Raw genomic sequence first — 25,490 nt, 5'->3', positions numbered from 1 at the left:
CCCGTTTGGGGCAATCCAGCGGTGGTGTCGCAGGAGGCTCTACCTTCTTCCCCTGCGGGAGAAGGTAGATGATCTCTCAGGCGGCTTCTTCCTGCTGCTGCACGGTGCGGCTGAGGCGGCGAACCTCCTCGTCGTTGAGCAGGCCGCCGGCGCGCAGCAGGCTGGCGAAGCGCCCGTTACGCAGCGACAGTTCTGCAAAGCCGCCCATCTCGATCACCCTGCCCTTGTCCATGAAGACGACCAGATCGGCGTCGCGGACGGTTGTCAGTCGGTGAGCGATGATGAAGGTGGTGCGGTCGCGTCGCAATTCGTCGATCGCTTCCTTCACGCGGTCTTCGGTCTCAACGTCGAGCGCGCTCGTCGCCTCGTCGAGCACGAGGATCGGTGCGTCCTTCAAAACGGCACGCGCAATGGCGATGCGCTGACGCTCGCCACCCGACAGCTGGCCGCCACGTTCGCCGACAATCGTATCGTAGCCATTGCTCTTGGCCAGGATGAAATCCTGCGCAGCGGCCGCGTTGGCGGCGGCATGGATTTCGGCATTGCTCGCATCGGCGCGGCCAACACGGATGTTGTCCTCGATAGAACGGTTGAGCAGGCCCGCATCCTGGAACACGGTGGCGATCGAATGACGCAGCGACTTGCGTGTCACGGTGCGCGTGTCGATGCCGTCGATCAGGATGCGGCCACTGGAAGGCGAGAAGACGCGCTGCAGCAGATTGATGAGCGTGGTCTTGCCCGCACCCGTCGGGCCGACGATGGCCACCGTCTGGCCGGCCTGCACCTCGAATGATACATCGCTGACGCCCTGCCCCGAATTGGCGAATTCGAATCCGACATTCTCGAAGCGGACATGACCCGTGACATTCGTGAGATCGCGAAGACCGTCCGGCTCGGCCGCATCGGCGGCAGAATCCTCGAGCTGGTAGAAATCCTCAAGCTTGGCGCGGGCTTCTGAAATCTGGTTGGCGAAGGCCGACATTTGGTCGAGCCGGGCGATAAGCAGGGTTGCGAAACCGGTAAAGGCAATCACATCGCCGATGCGCAGCTGGCCATGCGTGACGAGATAGGCGCCGATCAACAGCACGACCATCATCGAGATCGTCGAAGACAGGCGGTGCAGCGCGTTGGCCAAGGCCCACCAATCGAGAACCGGGTTCTGTGCATCAAGCAGGTTCTTGACGTAACCGCGCAGCGTCTCCGCCTCGTGACCCAAGCGATTGTAGCTTTGCAGAACGGCGACGTTGCTAACCGAGTCGGTTACATGGGCGAACACCTTATGGTAGTGGCGCTCCACGGCTGCCTGGCCGGCCTTGGTCCGCTTCATGACCACGCGGCCGATGCCGACATAGAGTACGCCGAGGGCCAGCAGAACCATCGACATCCGCAGATCCATGCTGATTGCCGTTGGGATCAGCAGAACCAGAGCGACCGCCGTCGAGAGATGCTGGCGCATGAATTCGAGCCACAGGCTGAACAGCGTCTCGACGGCGCGCAACAGCGTATGCAAAGCGTTGGACGTTCCACGCTGATGATGCCAGGCAAGCGGCATGGTGATCACACGTTCGAACGACTGGCAAAGAACCTCGCTGCGCCGCTTATGAGCAAAGCGATCGGCGCCGCGCGCAACCATGACGAAGGCAATGATGTTGAACGCGCCAAGGCCCGCCCACAGGGCGAGCGTGGCGAACACCGAGCCGCGGGCCGAAATCGCATCGATTACCCGGCCGAACATGATGGGCTCGAGGATCGCGATGATGGCCAGAGCAACGTTGGCGGAACAGATCAACGCAACGCGTTTCCTGTCGGCCGCTAGGTAACCAAGCGCTCTCCAATAGATTTGCAGAAGGGTCACCCCAGTTACTCCGCCACGCTGTTTGTTGTGCACTGCATCATTTGACTCGTATCGGTTGATACGTCGCAAAACAATGGCCGTGTACCTCTTCAGTTCCTTTTACGCGAACAAAAGATGGCGACGTTCCGAAATCTGCCGTGATCACCTAACGGTTTGAGAAGACAGGTAAAATGTCACCCGTGCGGCGAAATCATGGCACCTGGGGTGCACTGCCACAATTTTAATCACCAACAATGTCGGGCGGATGACTGTCGGTGAATAGAGCCATTTGAACAGTATAACGCCAGACGAAATGGCGCGGCGGGGCGCAAACATTCAAGGCGCAAAGCGCCGCGGCCGCCCCAAGCTCTGTGACTTAAACCGGCAAGTTTTTGATATTTCTGAATTTTCTACAACCATACCGCAAGCTTGCGTAAAGTCTCGAACAGGGCCACCCAGGCCCTGCTCGTCGCGAGAGGCCTATCTCAGCCCGGAATCCGTACAACGACCTCCGAAACTTCGCCGTTCCTGAGTTCGACCGACGAGGTCTTGGCCTTTGCCCCGTCCAGTTCCAGTGACATCGCCTTGGCCTTGCTGTCGCGAACAACCCGGACCCGAAGTTCGGCCCCAAGCATCTTCAGCGTGGCGGAATAGCCGTCCCAGTGGCTGGGTAGCTTCGGCGTGAACTGGACCCTATTGCCGCGACGTTCAATGCCCAGGATGCCCTCTACGGCCGCCCGATAGAGCCAGCCGGCCGAGCCTGTATACCAGGTCCAGCCGCCGCGACCGCCCTTGTTGCCACCATCATGGTCGTCGCCGGCATAGACGTCGGCCGCGACCACATAGGGCTCGACGCGATAGAGTTCGGCCGAAGCCTCGTCGATCGCGTGGTTGACCGGATTGAGCATCGAGAAGCAGCGATAGGCCTCGTCGGTCTGCCCCATCTCGGCCAGCGCAATGACGAACCACGTGGCGGCATGGGTATATTGCCCGCCATTCTCGCGCACGCCCGGCGGATAGCTCTTGATGTAGCCCGGATCCTTGTCCGTCTTCGAAAAGGCGGGGGTGAACAGCTTGACGATCTTGAGCTCGTCGTCGACCAGCAGCCTGGTCGCCTGCGCCATCGCCGTCTTCGATCGAGCCGGGTCGCCTTCGCCCGAAAGGACGCTCCAGGACTGGGCAATGGAGTCGATCTTGCACTCTTCGGATGTGTGCGAGCCCAGCGGCGTGCCGTCGTCGAAACTGCCGCGCCGGTACCATTCGCCATCCCAGGCAGTGTTTTCAAGCGCCCGTTTCAGCGCGTCGGCGTGGCTTGTCCAGGCCTCGGCGTGCTCGGTATCGCCTTCGCTCTTGGCGATGGCGGCGAAATCGCCCAGCGTCTTCAGCAGGAACCATCCCAGCCAGACGCTCTCGCCCCTGCCGTGCTCGCCGACGCGGTTCATGCCGTCGTTCCAGTCGCCGCCGAGGATCAGCGGCAACCCGGCCGGGCTGCTGCGCGAGATGGCCAGATCGAGGGCACGCGCGCAGTGCTCGTAGAGGGAGACAGTCTTCTCCGAAATCTCCGGGGTGAAGAAGGCATCGTGCTCGCCCTCGCCTAACTTTTGTCCCTCGATGAAGGGCAATTGCTCCTCGAGGATGGTGGTATCGTCGGTGACCAGCAGATAGCGCGCGGTGGCGTGAGCCAGCCACACGACGTCATCGGATATCATCGTACGCACGCCCGCCCCTGTACGCGGCAGCCACCAATGCTGCACATCGCCCTCGGGGAACTGCCGCCGCGCCGCATTGAGGATCTGGTCGCGCGCCAAGCCGGGGTCATGCGCGAGCAACGCCAGCGTATCCTGCAACTGGTCGCGGAAGCCGAAGGCGCCGCTGGCCTGATAGAAGGCTGAGCGGGCGCGGATACGGCAGGCGAGACTCTGATAGGGCAGCCAGTGATTGACCATGGCGTCGAGACCTTTGTCCGGCGTCTGGACCTGGATCGTGTCCAGGAACCCGCGCCACGCCTGCTCGTTGTCGGCCAGACGTTGATCGAAATCCTTGGACCGATGCTCCTGAATCAGGGTGCTGGCCTGATCGGCGGAGTCGGCATCGCCCAACAGCCAGAGCATCGTCACGCCGCCACCGGGCGGCACCTCGACATCCCGGGCAATGGCCGCGCACGGATCGTCTCCCGCCTCGACGCGGCCAGATAGGGCAGCACCGTTCAGAACCGCCTGCGGCATCTCGGTCGAGCCATGACGGCCCAGGAACTCCGTACGGTCTGCCGTCACCGATTGCGCACTGGCGTCCGAAGCCAGGAAGGCCACCCGCTCGCCGAAATCGAGCCCGTACGGATTTTGCGCCAGGAGCGCGCCGGTGGCCGGGTCCCGCGATGGGACGATGGTCGACGCCGTGCGCGAGCGATGCCCGCCGAGCACCCATTCGGCATAGGCATAGACACGCAGCCGCACTGGCACCGACCCGGAGTTCTGAATGCGCAATCGCGAAATCTTCACCGGATCGATCGGGTCGACGACATGGGTTAGATCCATCGACAAGGGTCCGCGTTTGGCGCGGAACGTCGAGAAGCCCTGCCCGTGCCAGGCCTCGTAGGTCATCGAGGGATCGCGCACCACGGCAGCAAGCGGCGAGAACGCCCTGCCGCCGGCGAGGTCATGGATATAGAACCCCTCGCCCGGACGGTTCGAAACCGGGTCGTTCGACCATGGGGTCAGCTGGTAGTCGCGGCTGTTGCGGCTCCAGGTGAAGGCCGCGCCCTCGGCCGAGGTGTGGAAGCCAAACGACGCGTTGGAGACTACGTTTATCCAGGGTTGCGGCGTGGTGCGGCGGCCAGCCAGCCTGACGACATAGTGGCGACCGTCGCCGTCGAAGCCGCCAAAGCCGTTCCATCGATCGAGACCAGTGCCGTCGGCGCCGACATTCGACACAGTCTGCACGGCCAATGTCTGCGGCAAGGGCGACGAGGCAGACCCTTCGCGCCCGGCCAGCTGCAACGCGTCGCGCGCCTGCAGGGCAGCTCCTTCGGCCCGCTCGATCTGGTCGAAGATCGTGCCGTTGCGTGTGTGCAGGACAACACGGGCGACGGCGAGCAGCGTCTTGTAGGTAGTCTCGTCCATAAGGTCGCGGCGCACGGCGAAAATGTGCTGGCGAGGGCCGAGTTCCTTGCCACGCAGGCGGCTGTTTTCACACAGCGTCTCGACCGCCCTCTGCAGGTCCTGGACATAGGAAGACGCCTGTTCGTTGACGACCACGAAGTCGATCATCATGCCGCGCGTGCGCATATATTCCTGGAAGCGAAGCGCCTGCGCGACGATCTCCAGATCAGCGACGTCGCCGATCCTGACCAGAAAGATCGGGAAATCCCCAGAGATGCTGGTCGGCCACAGGCTCGACTGCTTGCCCAGCCCCGAAGCGATGGATTCGGCGGGAAGCCGCAGGAACGGATCGGGATAGATCAAATAGCGCGCAAGCTTCTGCACGTTGGCGGCATCGGTCAGGCTGAGACCCATGTGACGTGTCTGGACCTGGCTGCGCGTCCAGGCGAGCATCGCCTGGCGGGCAAAGCTATCCGGATGGTCGAGCCGGGCGATGGCTTCTTCCAGCTCGCCACGGCTGGCGCCGACGACGGTCCAGAAGGTCAGCGATATCTTCTTGTTGGCCGGCACCCGCACCTGGCGGCGCAAGGAGGCGATCGGATCGAGGGTGAAACCCGAAAGACCGCGAAGCTTGGCCCCCGGATCGAAAGCGGCCGCGTCTACGATAGTGCGGCCACGACCGATGAAAGCGCGCCTGTCCGTCTCGGCCTCGGCATCACGCTCCGGCCCGGACGGGTCGGTGACGAAATGCACCAGGGTGATGTCGGGCTCGCTGGTTTCGCGCTTGCGCCGCGTGGCGAAGATCGCGCCGTTGTTCGGCGCGATTTCGGTTTCCACGAACATTTTCGAGAACGCCGGATGAGCATTGTCCGATGCTTCGGAGCCGAGGACCAGCTCGGCAAAGGAGGTCACCTCGATGTGGCGGTCGGATGCGCCATCATTATAGAGCGTGACGCGGCGGCCCTCGCCATTGCCTTCGGAAATGACGATGCACTCGACCTCGGAGCGCAGGGAGGCGACCGATTTCAGGAAGCTTGCCTTGTCGTCGGAGAACAGGGTCTGCGCCTTTTCCTCCGCCGCGCGTTTCGGCTCGGCGGTCGCCGACCACCAGTCGCCGGTGCTTGCGTCGCGCAGGAAGATGTAGGAGCCCAGCCGGTCCTCGGTCGGATCCGGCTGCCAGCGCGTGATGGAAAGATCGCCCCAGCGGCTGTAGCCGGAGCCAGTCGCGGTGACCATCACCGAGTAGCGGCCGTTCGACATCATGCTCGTGGAGCGCAGTGCCCGCAAAGGATCGAGCACGATGCGGCTGTCGGGGCTCTCGACTTCGCTCTCGTCCTTGGCACGTTCGTCGGCCTCTGTCCGGACGGTCGCCGTCGGGATGTCGCGCGGCGCCCGCTCCTGCAGAAGCAGCTCGGCCGATTCGATGACCGGATCGCTGTGGAAGCGGTCGCGCATGCGGCCTTCGAAAATGGCGTCGGCGACAGCCGCGATGGACATGCCCGAATGATGGGCCATGTAGTTCTGCACGACGACATGATCGGTGCCTTCGGGGACGCGCTGCGGCGTGAAGTCGACCGCGTCATAAAAGCCATGGCGGCCGAGCGCGCCGATCTGCCGGAGCCGCGCCAGGTTCCGCACCGCTTCGCGCGGGTTGAACTGCGCCGCCAGGATGGTCGCGTAGGGCGCGATCACGGTGTTCTGGCCGAGGCCGCGCTTCAGGCCCAGGCCGGGCACGCCAAAGTTGGTATACTGGTAGGTCAGCTCACGGTCGCGGGCGTTGTAGGCCGCTTCCGAGATGCCCCAGGGCACGTTCTTTTCGCGGCCGTACTGGATCTGGCGCTTGATGATCAGCTTGCTCGTCTGGTTGAGAATGCTGCCCTGCGGCTCCTTCATCACGAGCGGCGGCATCAGATATTCGAACATCGAGCCCGACCAGGACATCAGCGCGCCCTGGAAACCGATCTCGACGATCGGCCGGCCAAGCCGGAACCAGTGTTCCGTCGGCAAGTCGCCCTTGGCGATGGCGAACAGGCTGGTCAGCCGCGCCTCCGAGGCGAGCAGGTCATAACAGCTTTCATCGAGCTGATGTTCTTCGACGCGGTAGCCGATCGAGAGCAGCTTGCGCTCAGGCCGCATCAGGAACGAGAACTCCATCTCGAAGGCGAACCGCCGCGTGCGCTCGCGCAGCGTCAGGAGCTTGGCCCGCAGCGCCGCGACGGCGTTGTCGTCGCTATGCGCGTCATGCACATGCGCTTCGCAGGTGGCTTCGAGCCTTCCCGCCCAGTCGACAATGACCTCGCTGTGGCCCGAAGCGGCCTCGGTGTGGATGGCCGCCGCCAGCTTGCGGATCTCGCCTGCCAGAACTGCCAGGTTGATGGTGCGGATCGACGCCATTTCCGGCTGTGCCTTGATGGTGTCGACGGCGCGGCGCATGCCGTCGAGGCGGTCGGCGAGACGCTGGCGCAGGGGGCGCAGTTGCCGGCGGTCATCGGGCAGTTCGTCGAGGCTCTCGCCGAGGATGGCGACAGTGTCGAGAATGCCCTCGAAATCGCCCTGGAGATGGACGGAAGGCGCTTCGGCCCATTCGGCGCAGGCCGCCGCCACAGCCACAAGATGTCCAGCGAGGTTGCCGCTGTCGACGGCAGAAATGTAGAGGGGGTACAAGGGCTTCAGCGTCGTCGTGTCGTACCAGTTGAAGAGGTGGCCGCGCTCGCGCGGCATTCCTTCGATCGTCGACATGGTGGCATCGATGCGCGTGATGGCGTCGGACAGGCTGATCCAGCCGAAATCGCGCGCGGAAACGACCGAAAGCAAGTAGACGCCGATATTGGTCGGCGAGGTGCGCGGCGCGACCACGGGCGCCGGGCTCTCCTGGAAGTTGTCGGGAGGCAAATTGTGATGCTCCGACGTGACGAAGGATTCGAAATAGTGCCATGTCCGCCGGGCCACGGTGCGCAGCGTGTGGATGTCGGCCGCCGAAATCCGCAGCCGGTCCTCGGTCTCGGCCGAACGGCTGATCCACGAGGCCACCGCCGGCGACGCGATCCAGAACAGCGCGAAGAAGAAAGCGACGAACGCGCCAGTAGAATCGGCCAGAACCGGAACGGCGAGACCAACGAAACCGATGATCACGGCGCCATACATCATGCCGTAATAGGAGGCGAGATCGTTGTCGCCGCTCTTGTGCGCCTGCGAGGCAGTGCGCCATTCCAAGAGGTTCTGGCGGCTGACGAATAGCCGGTAGAGCGTGCGAACGATGGCGTCGCCCATCATCCAGGCGTTGTGCGCCATCAGCAGGATCTTCAGCGCCACCATCGCGGTGCCGAAGGCAACGTCGCGTGCCAGCGCCGAGAAATGCCCCCGCGCCGTCTGGTCGCCGCTCTTGGGCAGGATGGCGTTGACGATGTTGAATGTCGGCGCCATGAACAGGCTAAGGATCAGCAGCGCCTGCCACTGCGCGGCCTGCGTGAAAGGTAGCAGGGTCCAGCCGGCGATCGCGGCCAACACCCAGAAGATCGGTGTCAGCGAGCGGCGCAGATTGTCGACCATCTTCCAGCGCGACAATGCTGGCACGCCGGAGCGCGGATCGAGGATGAAGCCGAGCAACTGCCAGTCGCCCCGCGCCCAGCGATGATGACGAGAGGCGTCGACCGAGTAGCGGGTCGGATAGTCCTCGACCAGCTCCACGTCGGTGACCAGGGCAGAGCGCGCCAGGGCGCCTTCGAGCAGATCATGGCTGAGGATGGTATTTTCCTCGATCCGCCCCTTCAGCGCCGCCTCGAAAGCGTCGACATGGTAGAGGCCCTTGCCGGTAAAGGAGCCGTCTCCGAAGACGTCCTGATAGAGGTCCGACACGGCGAAGACGTACGGATCCAGCCCACGATTTGCAGAGAAGACCCGCTGGAAGAACGATGCTTCGTCACCGCTGGTCAGCGATGCCGTGATGCGTGGCTGCAGGATCGCGTAGCCAGCCGTGACGACGCGCTTGGCGGCATCGAAATGCGGGCGGTTGAGCGGATGGCAGAGCTTGCCGACGAGACTTGCCACTGCGTCGCGGGTGGTGCGGGTGTCGGCGTCCAGGGTCATCACATGGACGACATTTTCCGGAAGCGGCACGCCAAGCGGTAGGAAGGTGGTGTCGCTATCGCCGCGCAGCAGAAGGTCGAGTTCGTGCAGTTTGCCGCGCTTGCGCTCCCAGCCCATCCAGGCGCCCTCTGCGGCATTGAAGAGACGGCGGCGATGAAGGATGTAGAAGCGGGGCGCGCCCTCCGAGGGATAACGGGCATTGAGACGGTCTATCTCGGCGCGAGCGAATCCGAGGATCTCGGTATCCGCGACATCGATCTCGGTCTTGCTGTCGGGCCAGTCCGAGAGCAGCGCGAAATAAATCTCGTCGGCCAGATTGGCAAGGTAGTGCACTTCGATGTTGCGAATGCTCTCCTCGACGTCGTCGCGCGAGCCGATCAGCGACGGCACCACGACAAGGGTGCGCGCCTCCGGCGGCACGCCGTGCCTGTAGTCATAACCGATCAGGCGTGTCGGTTTCAGGAACAACGAGACCACAGTGTTGAAGAACGCAAGGGCGCCCTCGCTGGCAGGGACGGCGAACAGCGCGAGCATGAGCACGATCGAGGTCACCGACAGGCCTAGATGGGCGAGCGCATTGCCGGACAGGACGAGAAGCAGGACCGTGAGGGCAAACACCGGCACGACAATGCCAAGCCATCCGGTCTTGGTGAAGGCGCGCTTCAGCCTCTGGCTGACGGTCGGTCGATAGCCGATCGTCTTTTCCAACTCGAGCCGGCGCGGGCCGACAAGATAAAAGCCGACATCCGTGTGCGCGGTCGAAACTGGGACGTCGCCTGCCTCAGCGGGATCCGCCACGCCCTCCTCGGCCGTGTGGCCGGCCAGTTCGATCGCCTTCTCGGCGACACGGTATTCCGAAAGATTCGAGCGGCGGGCCAGTTCCTCGATCGCGGTGCGGTATTGATCGCGCGAAAAGAAATCGAGCGCGGCGAAATCGGTTCGCCCGCGCAGCACGGTATCGATGCGGCTGACGTCTTCGAACCAGACGGTCCAGTCGACGTCGTTGATCAGACGCAGCCCGCGGATGATGTTGCCGGTCGTCACATTGCCGCTGGACAGCGTGTGGTGTTCGGCAATGATGATTTCCTCGGCATCCGTGCCGGTCTTCTCAAGCTCGCCTTCCAGCCACTCCAAGGCCCTGCCGGCATTCTGCGACCCGTCACGCAAACGGTAGAGCAATTGGGTAGCGAAAGTGGTGTCGTGCGCGTGGGCACTGAAGTTCGACAGGATCGCCTGCCGGTCCGGGCTGTCGTCGGTCGCCAGCACCTTGTCAGCCACCTCATTGGCGATCTGGCGCATCTGACGCGTGCGGTTGACCCTGACCGCCAGCCGGCGGAGATTTTCGATGAGCACGAAGCGCAACAGCGACGGCAGCGCCCAGAGTTCACCGATCCTCAGTGGCTCGACCGACTGGAAGCCCTGCACGATGGCCTTGAACATGGTCGCCGAAACGGAACTGTCCGAATGCGCCACATAGGTCCAGGCCAACGCCAGCGCACGCGGCACGTTGCCGCCATTGGGGAGTTTCAATCCCGGCAGTTGGCGATAGAAGCGGCGCGGCAGGTCGCGCTTGACCTGGAAAATGGTTTCCTCGACCAGATAGTTGTTGTCGAGCAGCCATTGCGCCGCCGGGGTTATGGTCTCACCTCTGGCCTGCGCGGCATTAGTCGAACGATAGACTTCCAGGATTTTCTTGGCGCTGTCGCGGATACGGGCCTGGAAATCGAAGGGCGTCAGGCCGAACAGATCCGTCAGGTCACCTTTCGCGAGGCTCTCGCCCAGCGCCCGCAGACGTTCCTCTGGGAGGAAATTGGATCGGATGGGTTCTTCGGTTATCGCCGGAAAGCTCGCGCTCGTCTTCTCGATCTGGGCAGGATTCGTCTGGATATTCATTGAAAATTCCGTATGCGGACACAGAGCGGCGTCGTCGCCACGGCAATGGCCCTAAAACCGATTAAAATGCAATTGGTTGCACAACCCAATTGCCGCAGGTTGGGTTGCGCATCACGACAGGGCGTCATCCATCGCAAGAAACTCAAGACCCCGCCCCGCTTTCAGTCAAGACAGATCAAGAAGCGGATTCAGACCTTTTCGTGATTCCAGTCAGCAGCTTACGCCACAATCCGAAGGTACCGCGATCATGTTTGGAAACAAGCGTTAATCGTTGCCGGGAACGGCGTCGATCCGGACCACGAACAGGACCGTTCGCCGGGTAGGCTGGATAGACAGACCGTCAATATCAGGCGCTGTCAGAAGCGCGTCTAGCGGCCCGAGGCTGATCGGCTCGGCGCCGGCGATGATGACGCCGCCACTTACGCATAGCACGAGGGTTGTTGCGGTCTCTGTCCTGATTCGCGCTGGCGTCGTCACCGCGATGCGCTCGACGGAATGCGTCACCCTCCCGCGCCGGCTCATCACATTGAGGTCGGCGATTGGCCCGTCAATCAGCGTCGCCGCCGTCGGCACGTCGGCCGGGAAGGACAGCGGAGGGGTCGTCAGGTCCACCGTCATCGGCGGACGGCCGGCGATTTCGAGGACGATGCCCTTCCCTTCGAGCACGGCAAGCGTGCGGTCGATGCCGGAGAATTGCGAGAACGGGCCGCTAGCCTCGACGCGCGCCATCGATACGCGCCAGTCGAAATGGTCAAGTCCGGCGCCGGCGGGCGAGACAATGATTTCCGTCGTGACCCCGCCGCCGTTTTTCCAAGGCATCGAACGGTGGCCGGCTGTCCGCAGGATGCGCATCGGCTCAGCCGAGAATGCCGGGCAAGTTGAGCTGATGCTCCTTGGCGCACTCGACGGCGATGTCGTAGCCGGCATCGGCATGGCGCATGACGCCGGTCGCCGGATCGTTCCACAAGACCCGTTCCAGTCGCCTGGCCGCTTCGGGCGTACCGTCGGCCACGATGACCATGCCGGCATGCTGCGAGAACCCCATCCCGACGCCGCCACCGTGATGCAGGGACACCCATGTCGCACCCGATGCGGTGTTGAGCAACGCGTTGAGCAACGGCCAATCCGAAACGGCGTCCGAGCCGTCCTTCATGGATTCGGTTTCACGATTGGGCGACGCCACGGAGCCGGAATCGAGATGATCGCGGCCGATGACGACAGGCGCCTTGAGCTCGCCCTTGGCGACCATCTCGTTGAAGGCGAGGCCAAGCCTATGCCTGTCGCCGAGGCCAACCCAGCAGATGCGCGCCGGCAGACCCTGGAAGGCAATGCGTTCGCGCGCCATGTCCAGCCAATTGTGCAGGTGGGTGTTGCCGGGCGTGAGTTCGCGCACCTTGGCGTCGGTGTTGTAGATGTCTTCGGGATCGCCTGAGAGAGCCGCCCAGCGGAACGGACCGATGCCGCGGCAAAATAGCGGACGGATATAGGCCGGCACGAAGCCCGGGAAGGCGAAGGCATTCTCGAAGCCTTCCTCCTTGGCCACCTGCCGGATGTTGTTGCCATAGTCGAGCGTCGGCACGCCGGCGTTCCAGAACGCCACCATCGCCTCGACATGATCGCGCATCGAAGCGCGGGCGGCCTTCTCGACGGCTTTCGGGTCGGACGTTCGCTTTTCGCGCCATTCCGCCAGCGACCATCCCTTGGGCAGATAGCCATTCAGCGGATCATGAGCCGAGGTCTGGTCCGTCACCATGTCGGGGCGCACGCCGCGCCGCACCAGTTCCGGCACGATGTCGGCCGTATTTCCGACAAGGCCGACCGACTTCGCCTCCCCGCCCCTGGTCCAGCGCTCGATCTTCTCAAGCGCCTCGTCGAGCGTGTCGGCGCGCTCGTCGACATAGCGGGTGCGCAGGCGGAAATCGATGCGGTCGGGATCGCATTCGATGGCCAGGCAGCAAGCGCCGGCCATGACGGCGGCCAGCGGCTGAGCGCCGCCCATGCCGCCGAGGCCGCCGGTCAGGATCCATTTTCCCCTGAGGCTACCGCCATAATGCTGGCGCCCGGCTTCGACGAACGTCTCGTAGGTGCCTTGGACGATGCCCTGCGTGCCGATATAGATCCACGAGCCGGCCGTCATCTGGCCGTACATCATCAGACCCTTCTTATCGAGCTCGTTGAACTTTTCCCATGTCGCCCAATGCGGCACCAGATTGGAATTGGCGATCAGCACGCGTGGGGCATCCGGATGGGTGCGGAAGATGCCGACCGGCTTGCCGGATTGCACCAGCAAGGTCTCGTCATCGGCAAGCGTCCTCAACGAGGCGACGATGCGGTCAAAATCATTCCACGTGCGCGCAGCCCGGCCGATGCCGCCATAGACGACGAGCTCATTCGGGTTTTCGGCAACGTCGGGATCCAGATTGTTCATCAGCATGCGCATCGGTGCTTCGGTCAGCCAGGAGCGAGCGCTGATCTCCGCGCCGCGCGGGCTGCGGACTTCACGGATATTGTGGCGGGGGTTGTTCATGGCGTCACTCCACAGGGATCGAATTTCAGCCGAGCGCCCATGACGTTGCGGTGCTGAGGATTTTGCGCAGCGTAGCGCGGATCGGCGCAGCGAAATCGGCATCGTAGGGCACCGGCCAGTTGTCGGGCTGGCCCTTGCCCTCGGGCTCGCGCAGGTAACCTCGGTTCGACAATTCCATCTGCAGCGCATGGACGCCATTTTGAGGCTGGCCGAAATGGCGCGTGATCCAGCCGCCCTTGAAGCGGCCGTTGACGACGTGGCTCTCTCCGGTTTCGGCCATGATCTGGGCGACCAAGGCCTGCAGGGTCGGGTCGGTGCTGCTGCCGTCATTTGTACCGAGATTGAATACCGGCAGAGTGCCCTCGAACAGACGCGGCATCACCGAACGGATCGAATGGCAGTCGTAGAGAACGATCTTCTGGTGCAAGCTACGCAGCCTGGCGATCTCCGCCTGCAGGGCCGCATGATAGGGCATGAAGTATTTTTCACGGCGCTCGTCTACCTCCGAAGGTCCGGGTTCTTCACCTTCCCGGTAGAGCGGATCGCCGTCGAAGGTCTCTGTTGGACACAGGCCCGTAGTGGTCTGCCCGGGATAGAGCGAAGCGCCAGAAGGATCCCGGTTGACGTCGATGACGGTGCGCGAGATCGCCGTATGGACCACGGTCGCACCGAGATCGGTGGCGAAATCATAGAGCTTGTCGATCCACCAGTCGCAGTCCCGGCGGCCGAGCCAAGGCGACACCAGCCGGTTCTCGAGGCCGGCGAGGTCGATGCCGGTGTGGGGGATCGACACCAACAGCGGGGCGCTGCCGCGCGTTACCGTAAGCCAGGGTGTTGCCATCATGATGCAGCTCCTGAAATCGATGGCAAGGTGATGGCTCGAGCGGCTTCGATGGCGGCGCCGCTGCGCACCATGGCGATCGCCTTTTCCATGTCGGGGTGGAAATGCCGGTCATTGTCGAGACGCGGCACCTCGGCGCGAACCAGCCTCCGAACCGCCTCCAGTGCATTGCTCGATGACAGAGGGGCGTGGAAATCGCAGCCTTGCGCGGCAGCCAGCAGTTCGATGCCGATGACGGCCGTTGCGTTCTCGACCATGCCGATCAGCCGGCGCGCCCCGTGCGCGGCCATCGAAACATGGTCTTCCTGGTTAGCCGAGGTCGGGATCGAATCGACGCTCGCGGGATAGGCTTTCTGCTTGTTCTCGGAAACCAGCGCAGCGGCGGTCACCTGCGGGATCATGAACCCGGAATTCAGGCCCGGCTTCGGCGTCAGGAAGGCCGGCATGCCTGACAGCGCCGGATCGACAAGCATGGCGATGCGCCGTTCCGACAGCGAGCCGATCTCGCAGACTGCCAGCGCGATCATGTCGGCGGCGAAAGCCACCGGTTCGGCGTGGAAGTTGCCACCGGACAGAGCGGTGTCGTCCTCGGCGAAGATCAGCGGATTGTCGGTGACGCCGTTGGCCTCGGTGCCAAGCGTATCCGCGGCTTGGCGCAGCACAGTAAGAGCCGCGCCCATGACCTGTGGCTGACAGCGCAGGCAATAGGGATCCTGCACGCGCTCATCGCCGACCCGGTGCGACTCGCGTATGGCGCTGCCGGCCATCAGATCGCGCAGCGCGTCCGCCGTCTCGATCTGGCCGCGATGCTTTCTCAGCTGATGGATGCGGGGGTCGAACGGAGCGTCGGAGCCCTTCGCCGCGTCGGTGGACAAGGCGCCCGCGACCAGGGCGGACTGGAAAAGCACTTCGGCGTCGAACAAGGCGGCGAGCGCATAGGCGGTGGAAAACTGCGTGCCGTTGAGCAGGGCCAGCCCTTCCTTGGCGCCTAGTATAACGGGCTCCAGCCCGTGCGAGACGAAGGCGACCTTGGCCGGAAAACGGCCATGCGGGGTAAAGCATTCGCCGACGCCGATCATCACCGCGGTCATGTGCGACAGCGGTGCCAGATCGCCCGAAGCGCCAACCGAACCCTGCGCCGGCACCACCGGGATGACGTCGTTGGCCAGCATGGCTTCCAGCAGCTCGACGGTCTGCGGCCTGACGCCGGACGCGCCCTGCGCAAGGCTCGCAAGCTTCAGCGCCATCATCAGCCTGCAGACGCCGACCGGCATCGGCTCGCCAACACCGGCGGCGTGCGACAAGACGATGTTGCGTTGCAGTGTCTCCAGATCCTCGGCCGGGATGCGGACGCTGGCCAATTTGCCAAAGCCGGTATTGATGCCATAGACCGGCTCACCCTTGGCAACGATCCGCGCGACCGCCTCCGCACTCGCCTTGATTTTTCGCCGGCAGGCATCGTCCAGCCTGGGCACGGCGCCCCGATAGATGGCGCGCCAATCCGCGAGCGTCGCGTTGCCGGGCTTCAGGGTCAGTTCGGTCATTGTCCTCTCCAGATGCGGGCGTGCAACGGGTTGAAGCCCATGCGGTAGACGAGCTCGGCCGGGCGCTCGATGTCCCAGATTGCAAGGTCGGCGGATTTCCCCGCTTCCAGCGTGCCGGTTTGCGCCAGCATGCCGAGCGCGCGCGCGGCTTCGCGGGTAACGCCGGCAAGGCATTCATCGATGGTCAAGCCGAACAAGGTCGCCGCCATATTCATGGTGAGAAGCAGCGAGGTTAGCGGCGAGGTGCCGGGATTGTTGTCGGTGGCGAGGGCCATCTTCACGCCATGCTGGCGAAAGAGGTCGATCGGCGGCTTCCTCGTCTCGCGAATGAAGTAATAGGCGCCGGGCAGGATCGTCGCCACGGTTCCTGCCCTGGCCATTGCGGCAGCGCCCGCCTCGTCGGTATATTCAAGATGATCGGCCGACAGCGCGCCATGGCGGGCGGCAAGTTCCGCGCCGTGGAGGTTCGACAATTGGTCGGCATGAAGCTTGACTGGCAGGCCGGCAGCCTTGGCGGCGTCGAAGACATGCGCGATCTGAGCGGGCGAGAAGGCCAAGCCCTCGCAAAAGCCGTCGACGGCGTCGGCCAGTCCTTCGGCCGCGATGGCCGGGAGTATCTCCCGGGCGACCAGGTTGATGAATGCATCCTTGTCCCCCTTGGCTTCAGGCGGCAGCGCATGGGCGCCCAGGAAGGTGGTACGGATCGTCACCGGGCGCTCATCGCCCAGCCGCCGTGCGGCCCGCAGCGACTTCTTCTCGTTTTCGAGGTCGAGCCCATAGCCCGACTTCACTTCCACCGTGGTGACGCCTTCACGGATCAGCGCGTCGAGGCGCGGCAGCGATTGAACCACCAATTCGTCCTCGCTGGCGGCGCGAAGCGACTTGACTGAGGAGACGATGCCGCCGCCGGCCCGGGCGACTTCTTCATAGCTTGCGCCCGCCAGTCGCATCTCGAACTCGTTGGCACGGTTGCCGGCATGGACCAGATGTGTGTGGCAGTCGATCAGTCCGGGCGTGATCCAGCGGCCCTCGCAATCGATCGTCTCGCCTCGGGCAAGAGCCGAAGGCAGCTCCGACTCGGCGCCGGCAAAGACAATGCGCCCGTCGCGGACGGCCACCGCGCCATGTTCGACCATACCAAGCCCGGTGGACCGCTCGGCGAATGTCGCAAGGCGCGCATTTCGCCATAGACGAAGATCCCCTGCCCGGCTTGTGCTCTCTGCGGCCATCGTCTTTTCCGTTTCAATCGGCAATTATTATGTATATACATATTAAGGCACGCTGCAAGCGCCGTCATGAGCAAGAGACCAGACACGGAGGGATAGTGGCCGATATTTTCGCTGAACAGGCACTGCTTCCCGACGGCTGGAGCGCCAATGTGCGGATCGCCTTCACCGATGGCCGCATCACCAACGTCCAGCCCCGCACCACCGCCCTGCCCGGCGACGAGCGACATTCCATCCTGCTGCCCGGCATGCCGAATTTGCACAGCCATGCCTTCCAGCGCGGCATGGCGGGCCTTGCGGAACTGCGCGGGCCTTCCGCCGACAGTTTCTGGAGCTGGCGCGAGGTGATGTATCGCTTCGCGTTGTCGATGACGCCGGATCAGGTCGAAGCGGTTGCCGCGCAGCTCTACGTCGAAATGCTGGAGGCGGGCTTTTCGCGCGTCGGCGAGTTTCACTATCTGCACCACGACCGTGATGGCCAACCCTACGCCAATCTGGCCGAGATGGCCGAACGGATCGCGGCCGCGGCCAGCGAAACGGGTATCGGCCTGACGCTGCTGCCGGTGTTCTACGCGCACTCCTCCTTCGGCGGTGCCGAACCGAATGGCGGCCAGCGGCGGTTCCTCAACAATTTGAGTCGGTTCTCACGCCTTGTTGAGAAGTGTGGCGAATCGCTTCGCGCATTGAATCAAGCCGTGGTCGGCGTGGCCCCGCACAGTCTGCGGGCCGTGACGCCGGAGGAGTTGGCGCAGGTGGCTGCCTTGGCGCCAAGCGGGCCAATCCACATCCACGTCGCCGAGCAGATGAAAGAAGTCGAGGACTGCGTCGCCTGGTCCGGCTCGCGCCCAGTCGAATTTCTGCTGGATGCTGCCGATGTCGACCAGCGCTGGTGCCTGATCCATGCCACCCATATGACGGACGCCGAGACGATCGGCTTGGCTAAGAGCGGGGCCATTGCCGGCCTGTGCCCGATTACCGAGGCCAATCTGGGCGACGGCACCTTCGCCGCACGGCTGTTCAGGGAGAATGGCGGCCGCTTTGGTGTCGGCTCGGACTCCAATGTGCTGGTCGGCCTGCCCGACGAGTTGCGCCAACTCGAATATTCGCAGCGCCTTGCGCATCGAGCCCGCAATGTGCTGGCCGTGGCTGGCGGCTCGACCGGCCGCGCGCTATTCGATGCCGCGCTCGATGGTGGCAGTGCCGCGCTGGGCGCCGGTGCCGCGAAGATCGCCGTCGGTGCAGCCGCCGACCTCATCTCGCTCGACGCCGATAGCCCGTCGCTGGCAGGCAAGACTGGCGACGCGATCCTCGACGCCTGGATCTTTGCCAATGGCAGCAAGGTCGACTGCGTCTGGGTGCATGGCGAGAAACAGGTCAGCGGCGGCCGGCACGCGCGGCGCGAAGCCATCGCGGAGCGCTTCCGCACTGTGATGATGGCGCTGTCGGCATGAGCGTGGCCGCCACTGCCGATCCGGAAGTCGCTGGCTCGCTGCACGCGCGAATTCTGTCCGACATCAGCGAAAAGATCATGTCGGGCGCCTGGGCGCCGGGCCATCGCGTTCCGTTCGAGCACGAACTGACCGAGCAGTACAATTGCTCGCGCATGACAGTGAACAAGGCGCTGTCGCAACTGGCCAAGGCCGGGCTGATCGAACGGCGACGCCGCTCGGGCAGCTTTGTCCGCCGGCCCCGATCGCAGGCCGCAGTGCTCGAGATCCATGACATCCGGGTAGAGGTCGAGGCCCTGGGACTTGCCTATCGCTATGAACGCGTGGCCCGGCACAGACGGCGCAGCAACGGCGCGGACCTATCCCTGCTCGAACTCGGACAGGCCGGGCCGGTGTTGACGCTGGAATGTCGGCATTTCGCCGGCGAACGGCCCTTCGCGCACGAACAGCGCCTGATCAACCTGGCCGCGGTCCCAGAAGCGGCCGGCGAAGAGTTTCTCGACATCGCGCCCGGCCCATGGCTGATCGGCCGCGTGCCGTGGAGCGAGGCCGAGCACCGCATCCGTGCGGTGGCGGCGGACAGCCGGACAGCCCAGGCGCTCGATATCGAGCTCGGCGCGCCATGCCTTGTGGTCGAGCGCCGCACCTGGGGCGCGGAACGCCCGGTCACCCATGTCCGCTTTACCTACGCCGCCGAAAGCCACACTCTGGTGGCAAGGTTCAGACCGTCGCAGGGGTGAGGCGTGTCCAGCCTGAGGCTGGCGAAAAGCCAATGATTTGGCTTTTCGAACGCCGAACGCCCGGAGCTATAGCGGAGAGCAAGAGCTCAAATAGCGGCGGTGATAATAATCTCAACCAGATAGTCCGGCGTGGCGAGCTTGGCCTCGCCCGTCGCGCGAGCCGGTGTGTTGCCCTGCGGCACCCACTTGTCCCATTCCGCGTTCATCTCGGCGAAGGTGCTCATGTCGGCCAGCCAGATGATCGCCTGCACGATCTTGGTCTTGTCGGTCCCGGCCTTGGCCAGCAATTCGTCTATCGTCTTCAGGATGTCGCGTGTCTGCGAGGCAACGTTGCCGCCCGGCTCGCCGACCTGGCCGGCCAGATAAACGGTGTTGCCGTGGATGACGATCTGGCTCATGCGCGGGCCGATATCGATGCGATGAATGCTCATGCGGGTTCCTTTCTGTTCTCGTTGGCGCCTGTTTAGAGTCGCGCTCCGCTTCGGGCAAGGCCGGCCCGAGAAATCCCCTTGTGCCAACAGCGAATGGCAAGGATACACGCCAAATTGACCCGGCAGCCGCGCTCTCGCCTCCCTGTCCCGTTGACTAATGTAATAACATCACATAGCGAAGGAGTTGCTGCTTGCCAGCCGATTTGCCGTGGCATGGGATGACATGACCCAGACCTGCTTGACCTTCCGTGACCTGACTCTGGGCTACAATAGCCATCCGGCCATCCATCACCTTGATGGCACGATCCGCAAAGGTTCGCTGACGGCGGTGGTCGGCGCGAACGGCTCCGGCAAATCGACGCTGATGAAGGGCATAGTGGGAGTGCTGAAGCCAATGGCCGGGGAAGTTGTCCGCGCGCCGGGCGTGCGCGCGGCTTACTTGCCGCAGCAATCGGAACTGGACCGTTCGTTTCCGGCCCGCGTGCTCGACCTAGTCTCGCTTGGGCTCTGGCCAAGGCGCGGCCTGCTCGGGCGACATACCAAAGAAGATCGCGAGTCCGTCAGTCAGGCATTGATGGCGGTCGGCCTCGGCGGCTTCGAGAAGCGGCCGATCGACACACTGTCGGGCGGCCAGTTGCAGCGCACCTTGTTTGCACGCGTCCTGCTGCAGGATGCCGACCTTATCCTGCTCGACGAGCCGTTCAACGCTGTCGACGCCAAGACGGTCGGCGACCTGATCGCGCTCATCAAGCGCTGGCATGGCGAGGAGCGCACCATCTTGGTGGTGGTCCATGACCTGGAGCTGGTGCGCCAGAATTTTCCCGAGACGCTGCTGTTGGCCCGACAGCCGGTCGCCTGGGGCGAGACGCGCGAAACGTTGAAGCCGGAAAACCTGTTGCGCGCGCGCCGCTTCCACGAAGCCTGGGAAGAGAATGCGCCGTGGTGTGAGCCGGACGGGCACGCTCATGGCGAGACGCACGATCACATACATCACGACCATCCTCATGGGCATGATTACGACCATCACCATGGCGCCGGCCCGAGGGCCGCCTGAATGGAGATGCTCTACGGTCTTTTCATCGCGCCTTTTGCCGATTTCGGCTTCATGCAGCGGGCGCTGTTCGGCTCGCTGATGCTGTCCCTCGGCGCCTGCCCGATCGGCGTCTTCCTGATGCTGAGACGCATGAGCCTTTCGGGCGACGCGATGGCGCATGCCATCCTGCCGGGTGCGGCCGCCGGCTTCCTGTTCTATGGGCTCGAGATCCTGCCGATGACGATTGGCGGCCTGCTCGCCGGCATTATTGTCGCGCTTGGCGCCGGCGCGGTGTCGCGCTTTACCGTCCAACGCGAGGACGCCTCGATGGCCGCCTTCTATCTGATTTCATTGGCTATCGGCGTCCTCATGGTGTCGATCCGCGGCTCCAGCGTCGACCTCATGCATGTGCTTTTCGGCACCGTGCTGGCGCTCAACAACGAAGCCCTGATCCTGATCGGCGGCATCGTGGTGGTGACACTGGCCAGCCTCGCCATCTTCTGGCGCGCTCTGGTCGCCGAATGCCTCGATCCCCTGTTCTTGCGCTCCGTCAGCCGGCTGGGCAGTCCGGTTCACTTCATTTTCCTCGGCCTCGTCGTGCTCAACCTGGTCGGCGGCTTCCAGGCGCTCGGCACGCTTCTTTCGGTCGGCCTGATGATGTTGCCAGCCGCAGCTGCGCGATTCTGGACGGCTCGTGTCGAACCGATGTGCGTTCTGGCCGTGCTGATCGGCTTTGCCTCCTGCGTTGCCGGGCTGCTTTTGTCCTATCACGCGTCACTGCCGTCAGGCCCGGCCATCATCCTGTCCGCCGGCGTCGTTTACTTCGCCTCGATCCTGTTGGGCACGCGCGGCATCCTGCGCGCGCGCATCATCCATCACCGTCACAGAACGGCCTGATCCCACCCCAGAGGAGCCCTCGCCCATGCTCAAATCCACCGTCGCCGCCCTAACGATGAGCGTTATAACATTAACGAGCTTCGGCACTTCGTCAGCCTTGGCCGCACCGCTGAAGGTGGTCGCAAGCTTCACGGTGATTGGCGACTTCGCCCGGAATGTCGGTGGTAACCGCATCGATTTGACCACCATCGTCGGGCCGGATGGCGACGCCCATGTATATGAGCCAAGCCCGGCCGACGCGGTGGCCATGACCAAGGCCGACATCGTCTTGGTCAACGGCCTGCATTTCGAAGGTTTCCTGCAGAGATTAATCGACGCCAGCGCCACCAACGCCTCGATCGTAACGCTGACCAAAGGCGTGAAGCCGATCGATTTCAAGCCGGAATTCGCCGACGCCGACGCGGCCGAGGGCGCAGGTCCCGGCGGCGTCAAGACGGTCACCGATCCACATGCCTTCCAATCGATCGCGAATGCCAGGATCTATGTGAACAATATTGCCGATGCGTTCTGCGCAGCCGAGTCCGACGGCTGTGTCACCTACCAGACCAACGCGGCAGCCTACATCAAGAAGCTCGATGCGCTGGAAGGCGACGTGAAAGCGGCGATCCAGTCCATCCCGGAGGCAAAGCGCGTCGTCATCACATCGCACGACGCGTTCGGCTATTTCGAACATGAATACGGCCTGACGTTCCTGGCGCCGCAGGGCATCTCGACCGATTCCGAGCCATCCGCAGCCGATGTCGCAAGGCTGGTCGAACAGGTGAAGCAGGACAAGGCCGCGGCAATCTTCGTCGAGAACATCACCAACCCGCGCCTGATCGAACAGATCGCCGGCGAGACCGGCATCAAGGTGGGTGGAACGCTCTATTCGGATGCGCTGTCACGGCCCGACGGCCCGGCCGCGACCTATATCGACATGATGCGTAACAACATCACCCAGATCAAAGGCGCGATCCTCGGCAGTTGATGCATCGTTCATCCGGCCGGAAACTGCCATAGTCCGGCCGGATTACGTCAGATGGCAGTTGCCGGTTGCGTCCGGGAGTGGCAAGACTCAGATCAAATCAGATTGCGAGGACTGCCATGGAATATCGTGAGATCAGCGCGGACTATGCGGTATCGGGCCAGATTCAGCCCGAGGACATCGCCGCGATCAAGCACGCCGGGTTCAAGAGCGTCATCTGCAACCGGCCCGATGACGAGCAGCCTGGCCAGCCCCCGGCGGACACGCTCAGGGCCGCGGTCGAGGCCGCCGGGTTGGCGTTTCGCTACATTCCGGTGATCAGCGGACAGATCACCGCGGAGAATGTCGAAGACCAGGCCGAGGCCCTTGAGGAATTGGAAGGCCCGGTGTTCGCCTATTGCCGTTCCGGCGCGCGCTGCACCAACCTTTACGGGCTTATCCAGCAGTCAAAAGCTTAAATCGGTAGCGGTGAGCTTCCTTCGACGTCCCCAGCACGATCGCCGTCTTCCGACACTGTATGGATTCGTGCGGAGGAACACTGCGTCGAGAAGCTACTATAGCGTTTTCGATGAGGCGTACCGAGCTTCAGGTCGCTCATAGCCCGAGCCGTTCGACCTCTTCCCTCCTCAGCTTCACATCATAGTCCAGGAGGAATTCGTCCAGTTGCGGCGGTGCCACAGAGGTGCCGGACAGCATGGCATGGACCTGGCCGCGATGATGGATGTCGTGCAGGAAGACATGAGCGAGGATGTCGCCGATCTTTTCGGGGATCATGCCGTCCTCGCGCCGGTCGGTGATGACACGGCGATCGAGATCGGCTTCCGACAGGCCATCACAGAAGGCGACCAGCCGCCGATCGGCGGCCGCTTGAGCATCAAACAGCGCCTGGGGTTCGTCGAAAGGTACAAAATCATCATGGGCCGCAGCGCCGACGCCGCCCTCTTCGAGAAAATCGAGATAGAGATGGTCGACCGCCAGAATATGGTTGAGCGTCGCCTTGATCGACGGGAAAAAGCTGGTGCGCTCTGCGTCGAACTCACCCGGCTTCAGCGCCAAGACCGCACGATAGAGCCGGTCGTTCGACCAGAGATTGTTGCCGGCCATGCGGTGCAGGTGATCCAGCAGGTTCATTTCGGCGCTGTCATCGGAAAGATCTCGCTCAACGGAGAATACGTAGAAACTGTATCGACGCCTTGCCGGCTTCGCTTATGCGCTCAGCGAACGCGCCTCGGCTCTTCGACCACGTTTGACGTGCAACGCCTGCAATCATGATCGGCAGGGACAGCAGCAGATACGCAGTGGCGATGCAAGCCATGAAGACGTAGCCGAGAAGCTTGTCGAGGCTGCGGCTATGGTGGCTCTTCTCGAAGTTCAATATCGACCTCAACAGGGGAAGAACCGGTCGCTCTATCCAAGCGGCAGCGACATCCGGCCAGATACAGAGCCAGCTGATAGCGACCACGGCGAAGAAGCTGGCGGCGACGAACATGGCGAGCCGATAGTGGCGCGCGCCGAGGAAACTGCGAACAAGAGACAGAAAGCACGCCAACGACAACATGGTGAAAGCGACGAAGGCGAGTTGCCTGGTCCTCGGCGCGGCGTGTGCGAAAAACAACCCGGCGGGGATAAAAACGACGCAAAGAATGTTCAAGAACGCGCTGGTCGCCAGATATGTCTGCGAATATTCATCTTCGGGGTCAGCCACCGACCGCTCCCGATAACATATTGTCCAACGTCGGTGCGTTTGCCCGGATCGAACGCCCGGGGCTCTGCAACCTGTCAGCCGTCCTCATTTCCAATCCCGACAACAAGGCCGTCGCGAGCGATCGTCAAGTCGCCGGCCCACGTGTTCCTGACAGCAGCAATCCAGTCACTCTCGCAGAAATCATCATCATCGGCTGGAATGAGGTGGTTGAGCACCAGCTTCTTTACTCCGGCGTCCCTGGCAATACGGCCTGCTTCCTCGGCGAAACTGTGGCTGGCGAGAAGATGCTCCCGCAACCGCGCTCCATTGCCGGTCCTGGCGACCAGCCGTTCGATGCCTCGTTCCAGCATGGCTTCGTGGACAAGGATATCGGCCCCTCCGGCGAAATCGGCGAGCGGCGGGAAGAAGGCGGTGTCGGCGGAGAACACCACGCTTTTCCTGTCTTGCTCGAAACGCAGGGCAAAGCAGTCGGCCACCGGCGGATGGTCGACACGCAGCGCCGTCACTTTCAGACCGCCTAGTTCGACCACATGGCCTTCGCCGAATTCGTCGATCGAAACCATGTCGCGAATATCAGGCCGGCCCTCATCGGCGATTCGTATTTCGATGTCGAATTCCATCGCCTGGCAGAAACGACGCCAATAGCGGCCGGTGCCGGGCGGACCGAAAACATTGACCGGCGTTGCCAGGCCAGCCGTCCAGGCGGTGTGAAGCAGTGGCCCAAGTTCCAACACATGGTCGGAATGGAGATGTGTGATGAAGATCAGGCCGAGTTCCTTGAGGCTGATGCCTGCATCGACCAGACCGCGTGTGACGCCAAGCCCGCAATCGACGACGATGCTTTTACCACCGATCTGAAGCAGCGACGAGCTTGGCCACGGCCCGCCCGGCCGCAGGGCCGGGCCGCCCTTCGAGCCCAGCAGCACCAGCCGGTCAGACGTTGACTGGGCGCTCACGACCAGTCGCCCTGCGATGTGACATCGAAACGCTTCGCCAGGCCGGCAGGGTCGCCAATTTGGTTCTCCTTCTGGATGTCTGGTCCAGAGCCGAAGCAGGTCATGACTTGGAGGAAGCGGGTCTCAAACATGAAGGCCATGATGTTGTCTAGTTTGCCCGGTTTCAGGTCCAACGCCTACCGCGAAATGTTGGCCGTGACGAGGCATTCTGACAGGCGTTGCTGGCGACGCTGAATGCCACCGACGAAACTTGCTTCCCCAAGACAT

18 protein-coding genes are annotated in these 25,490 nt (G+C 63.2%); 6 read left to right on the top strand and 12 right to left on the bottom strand.

The window, feature by feature from the left end:
• Window positions 1–76 precede the first annotated feature (76 nt).
• The 7 genes from LB513_RS05050 to hutI all read right to left on the bottom strand — a co-directional run bounded on the left by LB513_RS05050 (window position 77) and on the right by hutI (window position 17,052).
• Entirely contained in the window at window positions 77–1,855 is a 1,779-nt protein-coding gene (locus LB513_RS05050) for a glucan ABC transporter ATP-binding protein/ permease (RefSeq protein WP_224662367.1), read from the bottom strand.
• Between the two features lie 464 nt (window positions 1,856–2,319).
• A complete protein-coding gene (locus LB513_RS05045; protein ID WP_224662366.1) occupies window positions 2,320–10,911 on the bottom strand; it encodes a GH36-type glycosyl hydrolase domain-containing protein in 8,592 nt (2,863 codons plus the stop codon).
• A 264-nt stretch (window positions 10,912–11,175) separates the two neighbouring features.
• Window positions 11,176–11,763, bottom strand: coding sequence for a HutD family protein (locus LB513_RS05040; RefSeq protein WP_224662365.1), 588 nt, complete (start codon window positions 11,761–11,763; stop codon window positions 11,176–11,178).
• A gap of 4 nt (window positions 11,764–11,767) precedes the next feature.
• Entirely contained in the window at window positions 11,768–13,438 is a 1,671-nt protein-coding gene (gene hutU / locus LB513_RS05035) for a urocanate hydratase (protein ID WP_224662364.1), read from the bottom strand.
• A 25-nt stretch (window positions 13,439–13,463) separates the two neighbouring features.
• A complete protein-coding gene (hutG, locus tag LB513_RS05030) occupies window positions 13,464–14,282 on the bottom strand; it encodes an N-formylglutamate deformylase (RefSeq protein ID WP_224662363.1) in 819 nt (272 codons plus the stop codon).
• Window positions 14,279–15,823, bottom strand: coding sequence for a histidine ammonia-lyase (hutH, locus tag LB513_RS05025; RefSeq protein ID WP_224662362.1), 1,545 nt, complete (start codon window positions 15,821–15,823; stop codon window positions 14,279–14,281). The genes hutG and hutH overlap by 4 nt, the downstream gene beginning before the upstream one ends.
• Window positions 15,820–17,052: an imidazolonepropionase gene (hutI, locus tag LB513_RS05020; RefSeq protein WP_224662361.1), complete on the bottom strand. Its 1,233-nt coding sequence runs from the start codon at window positions 17,050–17,052 to the stop codon at window positions 15,820–15,822. The genes hutH and hutI overlap by 4 nt, the downstream gene beginning before the upstream one ends.
• A gap of 95 nt (window positions 17,053–17,147) precedes the next feature.
• Between hutI and LB513_RS05015 the strand changes: the two genes are divergently transcribed.
• Both LB513_RS05015 and hutC read left to right on the top strand, forming a co-directional pair.
• Window positions 17,148–18,500, top strand: coding sequence for a formimidoylglutamate deiminase (locus tag LB513_RS05015; RefSeq protein WP_224662360.1), 1,353 nt, complete (start codon window positions 17,148–17,150; stop codon window positions 18,498–18,500).
• Window positions 18,497–19,237, top strand: a complete 741-nt coding sequence (gene hutC, locus LB513_RS05010) for a histidine utilization repressor (RefSeq protein ID WP_224662359.1) — start codon at window positions 18,497–18,499, stop codon at window positions 19,235–19,237. The genes LB513_RS05015 and hutC overlap by 4 nt, the downstream gene beginning before the upstream one ends.
• A gap of 86 nt (window positions 19,238–19,323) precedes the next feature.
• Here hutC and LB513_RS05005 read toward each other — a convergent pair whose 3' ends face one another.
• On the bottom strand, window positions 19,324–19,668 hold the full coding sequence (locus LB513_RS05005) for a RidA family protein (RefSeq protein WP_224662358.1): 345 nt from the start codon (window positions 19,666–19,668) through the stop codon (window positions 19,324–19,326).
• Window positions 19,669–19,891: 223 nt separating this feature from the next.
• On the opposite strand from LB513_RS05005, the gene aztA reads away from it, so the two are divergent.
• The 4 genes from aztA to LB513_RS04985 all read left to right on the top strand — a co-directional run bounded on the left by aztA (window position 19,892) and on the right by LB513_RS04985 (window position 23,020).
• Window positions 19,892–20,722 (top strand): zinc ABC transporter ATP-binding protein AztA, encoded by an 831-nt coding sequence (gene aztA / locus LB513_RS05000; protein ID WP_224662357.1) that lies wholly within the window; start codon window positions 19,892–19,894, stop codon window positions 20,720–20,722.
• Window positions 20,723–21,598, top strand: a complete 876-nt coding sequence (gene aztB, locus LB513_RS04995; RefSeq protein WP_224662356.1) for a zinc ABC transporter permease AztB — start codon at window positions 20,723–20,725, stop codon at window positions 21,596–21,598.
• A gap of 25 nt (window positions 21,599–21,623) precedes the next feature.
• Window positions 21,624–22,565: a zinc ABC transporter substrate-binding protein AztC gene (aztC, locus tag LB513_RS04990; RefSeq protein ID WP_224662355.1), complete on the top strand. Its 942-nt coding sequence runs from the start codon at window positions 21,624–21,626 to the stop codon at window positions 22,563–22,565.
• 116 nt (window positions 22,566–22,681) lie between these two features.
• The gene (locus LB513_RS04985; protein ID WP_224662354.1) at window positions 22,682–23,020 is read left to right on the top strand and encodes a TIGR01244 family sulfur transferase; all 339 of its coding nucleotides are present in this window, start codon (window positions 22,682–22,684) and stop codon (window positions 23,018–23,020) included.
• 136 nt (window positions 23,021–23,156) lie between these two features.
• Here the strand turns inward: LB513_RS04985 and LB513_RS04980 are convergent, their stop codons facing one another.
• The 4 genes from LB513_RS04980 to LB513_RS04965 form a co-directional block, all read right to left on the bottom strand.
• A complete protein-coding gene (locus LB513_RS04980) occupies window positions 23,157–23,693 on the bottom strand; it encodes a DinB family protein (protein ID WP_224662353.1) in 537 nt (178 codons plus the stop codon).
• A gap of 28 nt (window positions 23,694–23,721) precedes the next feature.
• Complete coding sequence (locus LB513_RS04975) at window positions 23,722–24,267, bottom strand: hypothetical protein (RefSeq protein WP_224662352.1); 546 nt, start codon at window positions 24,265–24,267, stop codon at window positions 23,722–23,724.
• 74 nt (window positions 24,268–24,341) lie between these two features.
• On the bottom strand, window positions 24,342–25,223 hold the full coding sequence (locus LB513_RS04970; RefSeq protein ID WP_224662351.1) for an MBL fold metallo-hydrolase: 882 nt from the start codon (window positions 25,221–25,223) through the stop codon (window positions 24,342–24,344).
• Entirely contained in the window at window positions 25,220–25,396 is a 177-nt protein-coding gene (locus tag LB513_RS04965) for a hypothetical protein (protein ID WP_224662350.1), read from the bottom strand. Before LB513_RS04965 ends, LB513_RS04970 begins: the two co-directional genes overlap by 4 nt.
• Between the last annotated feature and the right edge of the window lie 94 nt (window positions 25,397–25,490).

It is taken from the genome of Mesorhizobium sp. ES1-1 (assembly GCF_020164785.1).
GTDB lineage: Bacteria > Pseudomonadota > Alphaproteobacteria > Rhizobiales > Rhizobiaceae > Mesorhizobium.
This window is presented reverse-complemented; position numbering and strand designations above follow the sequence as displayed.

Coding starts and splice junctions, on each gene's coding strand:
- hutC (WP_224662359.1), top strand. CDS start 18,497: ATGAGCGTGGCCGCCACTGCCGATCCGGAAGTCGCTGGCTCGCTGCAC.
- LB513_RS05045 (WP_224662366.1), bottom strand. CDS start 10,911: ATGAATATCCAGACGAATCCTGCCCAGATCGAGAAGACGAGCGCGAGC.
- hutI (WP_224662361.1), bottom strand. CDS start 17,052: ATGGCCGCAGAGAGCACAAGCCGGGCAGGGGATCTTCGTCTATGGCGA.
- hutH (WP_224662362.1), bottom strand. CDS start 15,823: ATGACCGAACTGACCCTGAAGCCCGGCAACGCGACGCTCGCGGATTGG.
- aztC (WP_224662355.1), top strand. CDS start 21,624: ATGCTCAAATCCACCGTCGCCGCCCTAACGATGAGCGTTATAACATTA.
- LB513_RS04985 (WP_224662354.1), top strand. CDS start 22,682: ATGGAATATCGTGAGATCAGCGCGGACTATGCGGTATCGGGCCAGATT.
- LB513_RS05005 (WP_224662358.1), bottom strand. CDS start 19,668: ATGAGCATTCATCGCATCGATATCGGCCCGCGCATGAGCCAGATCGTC.
- LB513_RS05040 (WP_224662365.1), bottom strand. CDS start 11,763: ATGCGCATCCTGCGGACAGCCGGCCACCGTTCGATGCCTTGGAAAAAC.
- LB513_RS04980 (WP_224662353.1), bottom strand. CDS start 23,693: ATGAACCTGCTGGATCACCTGCACCGCATGGCCGGCAACAATCTCTGG.
- hutU (WP_224662364.1), bottom strand. CDS start 13,438: ATGAACAACCCCCGCCACAATATCCGTGAAGTCCGCAGCCCGCGCGGC.
- aztA (WP_224662357.1), top strand. CDS start 19,892: ATGACCCAGACCTGCTTGACCTTCCGTGACCTGACTCTGGGCTACAAT.
- hutG (WP_224662363.1), bottom strand. CDS start 14,282: ATGATGGCAACACCCTGGCTTACGGTAACGCGCGGCAGCGCCCCGCTG.
- aztB (WP_224662356.1), top strand. CDS start 20,723: ATGGAGATGCTCTACGGTCTTTTCATCGCGCCTTTTGCCGATTTCGGC.